The organism is Pseudomonas brassicacearum (assembly GCF_918698105.1).
Lineage (GTDB): Bacteria > Pseudomonadota > Gammaproteobacteria > Pseudomonadales > Pseudomonadaceae > Aquipseudomonas > Aquipseudomonas brassicacearum_F.
The window spans coordinates 124,144-137,004 of sequence record NZ_CAKKMI010000005.1 but is presented as its reverse complement, the minus strand read 5'-3'; the positions used below and the strand labels follow the sequence as shown (position 1 = coordinate 137,004).

Annotated in this window: 10 protein-coding genes and 1 pseudogene; 6 read left to right on the top strand and 5 right to left on the bottom strand. The window is 62.1% G+C overall.

What is annotated here, in order from left to right:
* On the top strand, nt 1-285 hold a 285-nt coding region (locus LQ215_RS03865; RefSeq protein ID WP_230147490.1), incomplete at its 5' end, for a DUF6124 family protein.
* Nucleotides 286-425: 140 nt separating this feature from the next.
* Here LQ215_RS03865 and LQ215_RS03860 read toward each other — a convergent pair.
* The 5 genes and pseudogenes from LQ215_RS03860 to tam form a co-directional block, all read right to left on the bottom strand.
* Nucleotides 426-2,249, bottom strand: coding sequence for a glycoside hydrolase family 15 protein (locus LQ215_RS03860; RefSeq protein WP_230147489.1), 1,824 nt, complete (start codon nt 2,247-2,249; stop codon nt 426-428).
* The gene (locus LQ215_RS03855; RefSeq protein ID WP_230147488.1) at nt 2,242-3,042 is read right to left on the bottom strand and encodes an SDR family oxidoreductase; all 801 of its coding nucleotides are present in this window, start codon (nt 3,040-3,042) and stop codon (nt 2,242-2,244) included. The genes LQ215_RS03860 and LQ215_RS03855 overlap by 8 nt, the downstream gene beginning before the upstream one ends.
* A 412-nt stretch (nt 3,043-3,454) precedes the next feature.
* Nucleotides 3,455-3,660: pseudogene (locus LQ215_RS29665) on the bottom strand (cupin-like domain-containing protein); the annotation flags it as partial.
* Nucleotides 3,635-3,820, bottom strand: coding sequence for a hypothetical protein (locus LQ215_RS29660; RefSeq protein ID WP_230147487.1), 186 nt, complete (start codon nt 3,818-3,820; stop codon nt 3,635-3,637). The pseudogene LQ215_RS29665 and the gene LQ215_RS29660, both read right to left, overlap by 26 nt.
* A gap of 128 nt (nt 3,821-3,948) precedes the next feature.
* Nucleotides 3,949-4,719: a trans-aconitate 2-methyltransferase gene (gene tam / locus LQ215_RS03845; protein ID WP_230147486.1), complete on the bottom strand. Its 771-nt coding sequence runs from the start codon at nt 4,717-4,719 to the stop codon at nt 3,949-3,951.
* Nucleotides 4,720-4,919: 200 nt separating this feature from the next.
* On the opposite strand from tam, the gene LQ215_RS03840 reads away from it, so the two are divergent.
* The 5 genes from LQ215_RS03840 to LQ215_RS03820 all read left to right on the top strand — a co-directional run bounded on the left by LQ215_RS03840 (nt 4,920) and on the right by LQ215_RS03820 (nt 12,832).
* A complete protein-coding gene (locus LQ215_RS03840; protein WP_230147485.1) occupies nt 4,920-5,654 on the top strand; it encodes a thioesterase II family protein in 735 nt (244 codons plus the stop codon).
* A gap of 367 nt (nt 5,655-6,021) precedes the next feature.
* A complete protein-coding gene (locus LQ215_RS03835; RefSeq protein WP_230147484.1) occupies nt 6,022-8,493 on the top strand; it encodes a TonB-dependent siderophore receptor in 2,472 nt (823 codons plus the stop codon).
* 357 nt (nt 8,494-8,850) lie between these two features.
* Nucleotides 8,851-9,333, top strand: a complete 483-nt coding sequence (locus tag LQ215_RS03830; RefSeq protein ID WP_290369081.1) for a sigma-70 family RNA polymerase sigma factor — start codon at nt 8,851-8,853, stop codon at nt 9,331-9,333.
* A 45-nt stretch (nt 9,334-9,378) separates the two neighbouring features.
* Nucleotides 9,379-9,555, top strand: a complete 177-nt coding sequence (locus LQ215_RS03825) for a hypothetical protein (protein ID WP_230147482.1) — start codon at nt 9,379-9,381, stop codon at nt 9,553-9,555.
* Nucleotides 9,556-9,610: 55 nt separating this feature from the next.
* Nucleotides 9,611-12,832 carry a transporter substrate-binding domain-containing protein gene (locus tag LQ215_RS03820; RefSeq protein WP_230147481.1) on the top strand — a complete coding sequence of 1,074 codons (3,222 nt, stop codon included), beginning with the start codon at nt 9,611-9,613 and terminating at the stop codon, nt 12,830-12,832.
* The last annotated feature ends 29 nt before the right edge of the window (nt 12,833-12,861 follow it).

Below are 12,861 nucleotides of genomic sequence, written 5' to 3'. Positions count from 1 at the left end.
GCCGCCGACCGGGCGCTGAATATGCATTTGTCGCCCACCCCGCCCAAACCCGACACCCAGAACGGCCAGGTTTTCACCGTGGTCCCCGGGCTAAATACCGAATCGGTGCTGACCACCCTCAGCGAAACCCTGGCCTCGGCCGATGCGTTGGTCAGCGACCTGGGGTTCGAGCTGGAAGGTTCCCGACGGCATGTTGCGCTGGGGATTCAGCAGTTGATCGAGCTGGCCAGGTTGCTGGCCAACCGTGCGTTGGATGACATCGAATTGAGCGACTCAGCGCGATAGCCAGCACACCGCTTTCCCTGTGGCGAGGGAGCTTGCTCCCGCTGGGTTGCGAAGCGACCCCAAGATTTTTGCGCCTGCTGCGCAGTCGAGCGGGAGCAAGCTCCCTCGCCACAGGGATCGCGTTCAGGCTGAAGGGCAGCTCACGGCTGCCAATGCGTTTTCTCCCCGCTCAACTTGCGGTCCAGAAAGCTCGCCGCGCTGATCAGTGCCAGGTGGGTCAGGGCTTGGGGAGTGTTGCCCAGGTGGTAGCCGTGGCTGTCGAACTCTTCGGCGTACAGCCCCAGCGGGTTGGCGTAGCGCAGCAGTTGTTCGAACTCCAGCTGGGCTTTTTCCACGCGGCCGGCGCGGGCCAGGCATTCGACGTACCAGAACGAGCAGGCCGCGAATGAGCCTTCGATGCCGCTGAGGCCGTCGATGGGGCTGTCGTCGTTGCGGTAGCGATAGACCATGCCGTCGCGCACCAGGTCTTTTTCGATGGCATCGAGCGTCGAGAGCCAGCGCGGATCGCGGGCGCTGACGAAGCGCACCAGCGGCATCAACAGCATCGAGCCATCCAGGGCGGTGCTGCCCAGGCGCTGGATGAAGTGCTGGTGTTCGTCGTTCCAGAAGTTTGTCCAGATGTCTTGGTAGATGGCCTGGCGCGTCTCGTCCCAGCGGGCGAATGGGGCGGGCAGGGAGCGTTTTTCAGCCAGGCGGATGGCGCGATCCACAGCGACCCAGCACATCAGCCGCGAATGCAGGAAATGCTGCTTGTCGCCGCGCATTTCCCAGATACCCACGTCCTTGTCCTGCCAGACCTTGCACACCTGGTCGACCACGTCGACGGTGTGTTTCCAGCCTTGATGGGAGATGGCTTCGCCGTATTTGTTGACCAGGTACACCGCGTCCATCAGTTCGCCGAAAATGTCCAACTGCACCTGCTTGTAGGCCAGGTTGCCGATGCGTACCGGTCGCGCATTGCCGAAGCCGCTCAGGTGCGGCAACTCGGTTTCCGGCAGCTCCAGCCTGCCGTCCAGGCCGTAGAGGATGTTGAGTTTGGTCGGCTGGTCACAACAGTCGCTGACCCGCCCGCGCAGCCAGCGCATGTAGGCGTTGGCTTCTTCGACGAAGCCCAGGCGCATGAACGCGTAGACAGTGAAGGAGGCGTCGCGGATCCAGGTGTAGCGGTAATCCCAGTTGCGCTCGCCACCGCGAGTTTCCGGCAGGCCGAAGGTGGCGGCGGCGAGGATGGCGCCGTGTTTGCGCGAGGTCAGCAGCTTCAGGGCCAGGGCCGAGCGGTTGACCACTTCCCGCCAGCGTCCGCGATAATTGGATTGGCCGATCCAGCCGCGCCAGAACGCCAGGGTGCGTTCCAGGCATATCGCGCTGAGATCGTCCTGAAGGCGCGGGTCGTCGATGCCGCCCAGCAGGAACTCGGCGCTCTGGCCTTGTTCCAGGGTGAATTCGGCCACCGCCGCATTGCCGTCCAGTGTCATGGGCTGGTCGGCGCACAAGCGCAGGCTCGGGTGCCCCGGCGCCTCGAAACAGATGTGGGCAGCGTCCTGGCGCGCCGTGGTGGCGGCCCGGGCGTAGTCATGCCGCACGGCGCAGCGCATGCTGAACTTCGCGCTGCCGACGGTCATGTGCACCTTGCGCATCAGCACCGGTAAATCATCCTCGCTGTCGCCGATGGGCAGCAGGTCGGTGATTTCCACCACGGCGCCGTCGCTCAGCCAGCGGGTTTGCAGCACGTTGGTATCGGGCAAGTAGATCTGCTGGCGACGAGCGTTCGGCAGGTCCGGAGCCAATTGGAAAATACCCGCTTCGGGCGTATCCAGCAGCGAACAAAAGATCGTTGGGCTGTCGAATTCCGGCCAGCAGAAAAAGTCGACACTGCCTCGGTCGTTGACCAGCGCGGCGCTGCGCATGTCGCCGATGATGCCGTGGTTCTCGATGGGGCTTTGCGGTTCGTCATGATCAGCCATTGCCGCGAAATCCCGGATAAAGGCTCATCCCGCCATCGATGAACAGCGTGGTGCCCACCACATAATCGGACAAGTCCGAGGCCAACCAGACCACCGCGTTGGCAACGTCCTCCACATCGCCGACGCGACCGTAAGGAATCAGCTCCAGCAGTTTCTGTTCCTGCTCGCCTTCGGTGGCGTCCTGGTTGATGGGGGTACGGATGGCGCCCGGGGCGATGCTGTTGATGCGGATGCGCTGGTGGCTGGTTTCCTGGGCCAGGCTCTGCATCAGCAGATCGACACCGCCCTTGGACGCGGCGTAATTGGCGTGGCCCGCCCACGGAATGCGCTGATGCACCGAGCTCATGTGAATGATCTTGCCAGCGGCCCGGGACACGCCCTGGCGAATGCCCTGGCGCTTGAAGATCCGCAGGGCGGCGCGGGCGCAGAGGAATTGGCCGGTGAGGTTGGTGCCGATCACGGTGTTCCAGTCATCCAAGTGCATATCGACGGCGGGTGCATCTTTCTGCAGGCCGGAATTGGCAACCAGGATGTCCAGCGTGCCAAAGGCATCGAGGGCCTGGGCGAACAGCCGCTCGACGTCCGGCTCTTTCGAAACATCGGCGCCGACGGCGATGGCGCGGCCGCCGTTGGCGTTGATTTCACGGGCCAGCGCTTCGGCCGGACCGGCGCTGGAGTGGTAGTTGAGTACCACCGCGGCACCCGCGTCTGCCAACGCCTTGGCCGCGCCTGCGCCAATGCCGGAGCTGGCGCCGGTGACCAGGGCAACCTGTCGGGCGAGGGATATCTGCATGGTCTAGCACCTTGAACGGAGGGCCTTACCTGCTGACTGGTGTGAGGCGTGCAGAGTTCAGTTGGGTGATGTAGGAGCTGCCGAGCGAAGCGAGGCTGCGATCTTTCCCCAGACACTTGAGTCTTAAGCGAAAGATCAAAAGATCGCAGGCTTCGCCAGCTCCTACACAGCCCAGCGGGAGCTCTCATGGAACAAATTAAAACCCCATGTTTTTAAAGTACTTTTCAACAAGCTGCGAGATGGCTCAGTTGGTCCGCTATTCCCGTGTGGCGAGGGGATTTATCCCCGCTGGGCTGCGCAGCAGCCCAACCAGACAACTCGGTGTGCCAGTAAGATCGAGATCGTTGCTTTTGGGGCCGCTGCGCAGCCCAACGGGGATAAATCCCCTCGCCACGAAAGCGGTGTTCGGCTGTTACCGACCCCACCCCGACTTCACCCAGAAATTCACCGACAACGCCGTAGTTACCAACTCCACCTGATGGAACCAGCCTTCCGGCAAAACCGCCAATCCCCAGCTTCCAATGTCACGCGCATGAAGGTCACGTCGCGGGCGTGGGGGGAAGTGTTGGTAGCCCGGCGCGTCCGGTTGAAATCACAGCCGTCCAGCCCGCGGGGCGGCTACTCCATCTGCTTCCTCGCCACCGCCATGCCGGGCATGGTCGATGATCTGCGGCAGCAACGTCGCCAGGCCCATGTTGCCGCCGATCTTCAGGCGCCCGCTGGTGGTGCGGACCGAACACGAACTGGAAGACGCCTTCGATACCAACGGCGCCGGCATTGGCGAACAGCTTGCCCAGGATGGTTTGCAGGTCCACGGCGGTCACTCTTGCGGGTTTTTGGTCTTAGCAGGTAACGAGGGGCTGGAGCAGAAATTTAGCCCCCATCGCCGCGTCATCGACCGTTGCCCTAACGCGTCGCAACCATGAACACCCGGGGAAACGGCAGCAGCACCGTCCCATCCTCCAGGGTGGGATAAGCCTGTTCAATCGCCTTGAGGTACTGCGCCAGGTACTGCTCGCGTTGCGTCTCATCCAGCGGGTCGAGAAACGGGCGCAAGCCGCTGCCCTTGAACCATTCCACCACGCCTGCGGCGCCACCGGCCAAGGGGTGATGGTAGGTGGTGCGCCACACATCGACGCGGCTGCAGTGGGGTTTGAGGATCGCGTAATAGGTGCTGGCGTCCGCCACTTCGGTCCGTGAGTCAGCCGCCCCGGCCAGTTGGCTGGCCCACGGACCGTTGACGGCGATTTCCCGCATCAGGCGGTGGGAGGGCTGGTGCAGGTTGTCGGGCATCTGGATCGCCAGGCTGCCACCGGGGGCGAGTTTGCCCACCAGCGAGGGCAGCAGGGTGGCGTGGTCGGGCAGCCATTGCAGCACGGCGTTGGCGAAGATCACGTCGAACGGCCCGGGTTCATCCCATTGGCCGATGTCGACGGTGTCGAACGCCACGGCGGGCAGGCGTTTGCGTGCGGCGTCGACCATGTCGCTGGAACTGTCCAGGCCGCGCACCGTGGCGCTGCTGAAATGTTCCACCAGCAGCTCGGTGGAGTTGCCCGGGCCGCAACCCAGGTCGATCACCGAGCCGGCCTGGGTGGGGGCAATGGCGGCGAGCAGGTCTCGGGACGGACGGGTGCGTTCCTGTTCGAAGGCGACGTATTGCTTGGCGGACCAGCTCATGGCGTTCTCCTGTGTGGCGGCGTGAGTCGAGGCATCGCCAGTATAAGGTCGGGTGGGAAGATGAACCGCGTTATCGTTCATCGCGGGCAAGCCTTGCTCCCACAAGTATCGTCATCTCGTAGCGAACGTCACGGTTTTGACTAAATCGGTGGGTTACGATTTCGTTATCTTGCTTACACGACCAATCGGAGAAAACCGCAGTGACCCAACTGACCCTGCTGTGCCTGCCTTATTCCGGCGCCAGCGCGATGGTGTACAGCCGCTGGCGGCGCAAGTTGCCGCAATGGCTGCACGTGCAACCGGTGGAACTGCCGGGTCGCGGGGCGCGCTTCGATGAGCCGCTGCACACCGACATGGGGCCGTTGGCGATGCAGTTGGCACGGGAGCTGTCCGCGACGCTCCAGGCCCCTTACGCCTTGTTCGGCCACAGCCTGGGCGCGCTGCTGGCCTGCGAGATCGGCCATGCCCTGCGTGAGCTCGGCTGCCCGGAACCGGTGGCGCTGTTTGCGTCCGGCACCGCGGCACCGACGATGCGGGCCGACTATGACCGCGGTTTCGCCGAAGCGAAAACCGACGCTGAACTGATCGAGCAACTGCGCACCCTCAACGGCACCAGCGAAGAGATCTTGGCCAATGAAGAACTGATGGCCCTGACCTTGCCGATCCTGCGAGCCGATTTTTTGCTGTGCGGACGTTTCCAGCCGCGAATCCGACCGCCGCTCAACTGCCCAGTGCATGTGCTCGGCGGCACCACCGACAAGGCCACCACGGAGCAACTGATTGGCTGGCGCCAGGAGACCACGGGCAGCTTTTCGGTGGACATGCTGGCCGGTGGGCATTTCTTCATTCACGAGCACGAGGCCAAGGTGCTGCGGCTGATCAAGGATCAGTTGAGCGTGCATCATCGGCGGCATGGGTTGGCGATCAGCGCCTGATTTGATTCCCAGGCTCATTCAAGTACCGCCCCCACATTGGAGGGCACACGACACAAAAGGCCGTCGCCCAACAGCGACGGCCTTTTTTTGATCTTTTTCGCGAATGATAAATAAACTCATTCCGTTTTTTGGCATGTGCTGCGTCTTACTTAGGTATGTGGGCAAATCGGGGCGGGCAGGACGTCCGGGCACCGGTTTGTCCGGCAAGGGTTTCGTCCAGCCAGATGACCGTGCCCGGGGAGGGGGCGGCCGGCCACGCATCGAGACATTGCCCCAGGGCAGTCGACCGTGCGGGTCCACGTGTGCTGGCGAGCAGCGGACCCTTTGGCCCCATGGACTTTTACTTCTACCAATAATAGAGAGCACGATGTCATCCATTCATGAGTTGAAACCTCTGTTCAAGGCACTCGTCATGTCCCGCGGCCTGCGTTCGCGGCGGGTGTTGGCCGGTCTGGGGTTGGTCTGCGTACTGCCCCTCAGCGCTCAGGTGATGGCTGAAGACGTCAGCATCAACATTGCTGCGCAACCGCTGCCCAAGGCACTGCAAGCGTTCGGTCAGCAGACCAACCAGCAAGTGATCTACAACGCTGCTGATATGGCCGACCTGAAGAGCACCCGTGTCAGCGGCAAGATGAGCCCACAGGCGGCCATTGCCGAACTGCTCAAAGGTACTGGCGTGCGTTACAGCGTCGAGGGCAATACCTTGATGCTGGTGCGCGGTTCTGCCGGTGAAGGCCTCGAGCTGGGCGCGACCACCATCAGTGCAGAGTCGGTGGACGCGACCACCGAAGGCAGCCACTCATACACCAGCAACGCCGTGACCATTGGCAAGGGCACCCACACCCTCAAGGAAATTCCCCAGTCGATCACTGTGATGACGCGCAAGCAGATGGATGACCAGAACCTGGTCAGCCTCAAGGACGCCGTCAACCAGACCACCGGCATCGTCGGCCTGCAAGGCGTCGGCCAAGGCATGATCCTGTCGTCCCGTGGTTTTCAGATCGACGACTGGCAGTACGACGGTGTGCCGATCCCGCGTAACACCTATTCGCTGGGTAACTGGGCGACCCAGGACCTGATCTTCTTCGACCGCCTGGAAATCATGCGCGGCGCCTCCGGCCTGTTGCAAGGCACTGGCAGCCCCGGTGGTGCCGTCAACCTGGTGCGCAAGCGCGGCCAGAACGCACCCACCGTGACCTTGACCGGCAAGGCCGGCTCCTGGGATCACTACGGCCTGCAATTGGACGCCGGCGGCCCGCTGAACCAGGCCGGCAACATTCGTGGCCGCATCGTGGTCGACGAAGACCAGAGCAACTCGTTCGTCGACCATGCGTGGAGCAAGACCCATTCGCTGTACGGCGCGCTGGACGTCGACCTGAACGAAGACACCACCCTGGGCTTCGCGGTCAGCCAATCCAACGGCGAATCGCGCGGCAACATCCGTGGCCTGCCACGCTACGTCGACGGTTCGATGCCGGACGTGTCGCGCTCCACCTACACCGGCGCGCGCTGGAACCGGTCCGAAATCGATGTCACCACCTACTACACCGATCTGGAGCATCGCTTCAACGATGACTGGGCTTTCAAGGTCGGCGCCGTGTACATGACCGAAGACAACCAGGCGAAAAACCAGCGAGTCCAAAGGGGTGGGGGGCTCTTGGCGGATGGCAGTGGCGTGCAATATGCCGACTTCGCGACCGATTTCCAGTCCACCAAGGCTGGTCTGGACATGAACCTGACCGGCAAGTTCGAAGCCTTGTCGATGGAGCAGGAGGTCATGCTGGGCGGCAACTTTTCTCAGTTGGAGACGGATGATCGCTACGCCCGTACCTTCAACAACACCAGCGACTCCATCTTCGATCTGAACAATGACCGTCCGGACATCAGCTACGACAGTCTGATCGCCGCGGGCGGTCAGGGCACCCTTAGTAAGTACGATATTCGCCAGAAGGGTGTGTACGGCACATGGCGTGTCAAGCCGGTCGACGACCTGACGTTGGTGCTGGGTTCCCGGGTCAGTTGGTATGACTACAGCTACAAATCGAAAACCGAAACCGCGGCCAACGGTATTGTCACCAACACGCCAAGCACCGGAACTGAAACCGGCGTGGTCACGCCCTACGGCGGGATCATCTATGACCTGAGCCGTGAATGGGCCGTGTATGCCAGCTATACCGATGTGTTCCAGCCGCAGACCAATCGGGACGCCGGCGGTTCGGTGCTCAAGCCGATAGTCGGCAGCAACTATGAAGTCGGCCTCAAGGGCGAATTGATGGATGGTCGGGTCAATACCTCCCTGGCTGTCTTCCGCTACGACCATGAGAACCGTGCGATCAACGACGGCGGTTCGGGGTGTGGTGGCTCGGGTTGCTCGGTAGCCTCAGGCAAAGTGCGTAGCCAGGGGATCGACGCCGAAATCAGTGGTGAAGTGATGGACAACCTGCAGTTGTTTGCGGGTTACACCTACAACACCACCAAGTACCTGGAGGATCCGAGCAATGAAGGCAGCATCTACAGCACCTGGACGCCGAAGCACATGCTGCGGGTGTGGGGCAACTACCAGCTCACTGGCGACTGGAGCCGTGTCAGCACCGGCTTGGGCTTCACCACCCAAAGCCACACGATGGTTTACGACTATGATCGTGAAATCCCGGGTTACACCGTATGGAATGCCCGTGTGGGCTATCAGCTGACGCCGGAAATTGCTTTGGCGGTCAATGCCAACAACCTGTTTGACAAGACGTACATAACGTCTGCTTACAACCAGCTCAATGGCAACAACAACTTTGGTGATCCGCGTAATCTGATGTTCAGCGTGACGTACAAACCGCAGTTCTGATTCGCGCGAGAATCAAAAAGCGCTTGTGAGTGATGCGGTTCACTTTGAAAAAACGGCGTTTTCTTCAGAAATGGGGCCGGTTGAACAGCAGGAACGGCAGGGACGGGAGGCTGTTCTGGTAAACGAGCGCTTCGGGCGGGATTGGGTGGTATGAAATATTTAGCGAGGGCAGCCACGAAAGCGCCCCTGGCGCCCCATTTGTCCGAATGAATCAGCCCGGATACAAACCAACGCTTTAAATCTATATGAGAATTACTATAGATTACGCGACTGATCTGCCACTGTCGTGCCATTGCCTATCCCAGGCATGCCGAGTGGGCACAGGGATAGTGGTCGCAGCCATTGCGCACGGGAGTCATGTTGGAAAACTACTATCGCGAGCTGGTGTGTTTCCTGAACGCCAGGCTAGGCAACCGCCAGGTGGCCGAGGATGTGGTGCATGACGCTTATATACGGGTGCTGGAACGCGCCAGCGACACCCCCATTGAACAGCCCCGCGCGTTCCTCTATCGCACGGCATTGAACCTGGTGATCGACGGGCATCGGCGCAATACCCTGCGCCAGGGCGAGTCCCTGGAGGTGCTGGACAACGAAGAGCGCTTCTTCACCCCGTCGCCCCAGACCAGCCTCGACCACGGCCAGCGCCTGGACATGCTCCAGCGTGCCCTGGCCGAGCTGCCGCCGCTGTGCCGCGAGAGCTTCCTGCTGCGCAAGCTCGAAGGCTTGTCCCACCCGCAAATCGCCGAACGCCTGGGCATTTCCCGGGCGCTGGTGGAAAAACACATCGTCAACGCCATGAAGCACTGCCGCGTTCGCGTGCGGCAGTGGGACGCGCACTAATCTGCGCATCGCCCCTGCGATCTTTCCCAAACACTTGAGTCCCAAGTGAAAGATCAAAAGATCGCAGGCTTCGCCAGCTCCTACAAAGCAACCGCAAGCCAGCCAGGAAATTCTTCAGAAATTTCCTACACTCATGTCATGCGTCTGTTCGACAGGCGCATCGCCGGTTCGCTGTTCCCTCGTATTGGCAGTCTGAACCCCTCAGCCGGCCACCCTGACTGAATGTGCAGTGGGTGGTGCGCCGGGCCGACTACGCCAAACGAAACAACCTGACCAGATGATGCTGCTTTTCCGCACAGGCCTGGTGGCGCTGTTGCTGGGCTCAGTGAGTATGGCGCCACCGGTGGGCGCGGCGCCTGAGTCGCTGCAGGTGCTCGGGCGCTCCAATGTGAGCGATTATTCGGTGTCCCTGGACAATGCCGACTGGACCTGGCTGCGCCAAAAGGGCACGTTGCAACTGGGCGCCTCGGCGCCGGACTACGCGCCGTTCAGCATCACCGGCAATGGTCGCGACTATGAAGGCCTGACCGCCGACTATGCGCAATTGCTCGGGCAGCTCCTGCACGTCAGGGTCGAGGTCCAGCGCTATCCATCCCGTGCCGAATCGCTCCAGGCCCTGCGCGGCGGTGAAATCGATATGCTCGGCACCGCCAACGGCTTCGAAGCCGCCGATCCGGACCTGGCGATGTCCCAGGCCTACGCCGATGACCTGCCGACCCTCGTGGCCCGTATCAACGACAGCCAGGACCTGCCCACCGACCTGGCGGGCAAGCGGGTGGCGATGCTGTATCACTACTTGCCGCCGGAGACGGTCGAGGCGTTTTATCCCAAGGCTTCCTTGCAGTTGTTCCCCTCGACCTTGAGTGCCATCGGCGCCGTGGCGTTTGGCCAGGCCGACGTTTATCTGGGGGATTCGATCAGTTCCAACTACCTGATCAGCAAGAATTACCTGAACAATATTCAACTGGCCGATTTCTCGCGCATGGAAGTGCAGCCGTTCGCCTTTGCGGTCAGCCGCGACAACACGCGCCTGTTGCGCATCGTCAATGCTGCGCTGCAAGCCATCCCCGCCAGCGAACACATGAGCATCCTGAGGCGCTGGAGTGCCGGCGGCGCGAGTATGCCGGGTCAGCAGGTGCTGCATTTCAGCGTCAACGAACAGCGCTGGCTGGACGCTCATCCGCGGATCAGGGTGGCGGTCAACGAAAACTTCCTGCCGCTGACGTTCTTCGATGCACAAGGCCATTTGCGCGGCATCGGCGCCGATGTGCTGGCGAGGGTCAGCTTGCGCACCGGTTTGAAATTCGATGTGCAGCGTGGCGGCTCGGTTGACGATTTGATCGGGCAGATCAAGAGCGGCAAGGCCGACGTCTTGGCGACCGCCATACCCAGCACCGAACTCGAAGACGAATTGCGCTTTACCCGACCGTACCTGACGAACCCGTTCGTGCTGGTGGTGCCTGCTCGGGCGAAGGGCCCGCTCACCCTGGACCAGATGGCCGGCAAGCGCCTGGCGCTGGTGCGTGGCACCGTGTTGCGCGAGTTCCTGCTCGAGCAGTTCCCCCGCGTGCAGTTGGTGACGGCACAAAACACCGCCGACGCCATGGCCATGGTCGCCGCCGGCACGGCGGACGCTGCGGTCAATCCGCTGATCAGCGCCCGCTACATGATCTCCCGCCAGTACCGCGACAAGCTGCAGGTCACCAGTACCGTCGGCACCTTGCCCGCGCGCGTTGCGTTGGCGACGAACCGGGGCGCATTGGAGCTTTACTCGATTCTCGACAAGGCACTGTTGAGCATTTCTCCCGAAGAGATGGACGAGCTGACCAACCGTTGGCGCAGTGAGGTGGTGATCGACGACAGTTATTGGCTGCGCAACCGCACCACGATTCTCCAGGGGTTCACCGTCGCTGCGCTGCTGTTGCTGGTGACCTTGGGCTGGGTCATTTACCTGCGGCGCCTGCTGGAGCAATTGCGCGTCGCCAAGCAAAGCGCCGATGACGCCAATCGGGCCAAGACCACCTTCGTGGCGACCATGAGCCATGAGATCCGCACACCGATGAACGCGGTGATCGGCCTGTTGGAATTGGCCCTGAAAAAAGCCGACCAGGGCATCGTGGACCGGTTCGCCATCGAGGTTGCTTCGGGGGCCGCCCATGGCATGCTGGACTTGATCGGCGACATCCTCGACATCGCCCGCATCGAGTCGGGCAAGCTGTCGCTGGCGCCGCAACGGGCCAATCTGCACGAATTGACCGAGTCGGTGGCGCGGATTTTCGAAGGCCTGGCCCGACAGAAACACCTGCGCCTGCTGCGGGTGCTGGACACCGGGATCAACCGTGACGTGTTGATCGACCCGTTGCGTTTCAAGCAGATCGTCTCGAACCTGTTGAGCAACGCCATCAAGTTCACCGACCAGGGCGAGGTGCGCCTGAGTGTGCGCAGCGAACCGGACGTTGAACGTGGGCACCTAGGCATTTGCCTGCGCGTCGAGGACACCGGCTGCGGGATTACGCCGGAGGACCAGCGCCGCCTGTTCAGCCCCTTTGCCCAGGCGAGCCACACGACCCAGTCGGCCCGCAGTGGTTCCGGGTTGGGGTTGGTCATCAGCCGCACCTTGTGCGAAATGATGGGCGGCACCCTGACGTTGCGTAGTGTGGCGGGGCAGGGCACGCAGGTCGAGATTCTGCTGGACCTGCCGGCGCTCGATGCCTTGCCGACCGCGCCGCCTGTGGCGGTCGAGGCGCTGGTGCCGGGCCGGGCGCTGAGTATCCTGGTGGTCGACGACTACCCGGCCAATCGCTTGTTGCTGTCCCAGCAACTGGGCTACCTGGGCCATCGTGTCCAGGAAGCGCAGAACGGTGTCGAAGGTCTGCACGCCTGGCGCAGCGAGCACTTCGATGTGGTCATCACTGATTGCAACATGCCCTTGATGAGCGGCTATGAACTGGCGCGGGCCATTCGCGACGAAGAGCGTGCGCAAAACCTCTCGCCCGGGGTGATCCTCGGGTTCACGGCCAATGCCCAGCCTGAGGAAAAGGACCGCTGCGCCGAGGCCGGGATGGACGATTGCTTGTTCAAACCCATCAGCCTTCGTGCGCTCAACGCGTGCCTGGCTGCGGTCACGCCGGACATGGGGACGCCTCAGCCCAGCGATGGCTTTGATTTGACCGGCCTGGAACAACTGACCGGCGGCGACACGACCGCCCTCAGGGCACTGCTGGAGGAACTGCTCAGCAGCAATGCCGACGATCAAGCGCGACTGTTGCATCTGTCCAGCCGACAAGACCTGCCGGGCCTGGCGGACCTGGCGCACCGGATCAAGGGTGGGGCGCGGATCATCCAGGCGCAACGCCTGATCGCCGCCTGCGATGCGCTGGAAAGCGCTTGTCGGGGCGGCGACACCATGCTGCTCGCCCAAGCGGTGGAAGATCTTCGCCAAGCCATCGAGCATCTGGCAGAGCAACTGAAGACCTCACAAGGGCTTCGTCTGGCTTAATTTTAGGAATAGTCCTACATCGCCTTCCA

Coding starts and splice junctions, on each gene's coding strand:
- LQ215_RS03860 (WP_230147489.1), bottom strand. CDS start 2,249: ATGGCTGATCATGACGAACCGCAAAGCCCCATCGAGAACCACGGCATC.
- LQ215_RS03855 (WP_230147488.1), bottom strand. CDS start 3,042: ATGCAGATATCCCTCGCCCGACAGGTTGCCCTGGTCACCGGCGCCAGC.
- LQ215_RS29660 (WP_230147487.1), bottom strand. CDS start 3,820: ATGCCGGCGCCGTTGGTATCGAAGGCGTCTTCCAGTTCGTGTTCGGTC.
- tam (WP_230147486.1), bottom strand. CDS start 4,719: ATGAGCTGGTCCGCCAAGCAATACGTCGCCTTCGAACAGGAACGCACC.
- LQ215_RS03835 (WP_230147484.1), top strand. CDS start 6,022: ATGTCATCCATTCATGAGTTGAAACCTCTGTTCAAGGCACTCGTCATG.
- LQ215_RS03830 (WP_290369081.1), top strand. CDS start 8,851: ATGTTGGAAAACTACTATCGCGAGCTGGTGTGTTTCCTGAACGCCAGG.
- LQ215_RS03820 (WP_230147481.1), top strand. CDS start 9,611: ATGATGCTGCTTTTCCGCACAGGCCTGGTGGCGCTGTTGCTGGGCTCA.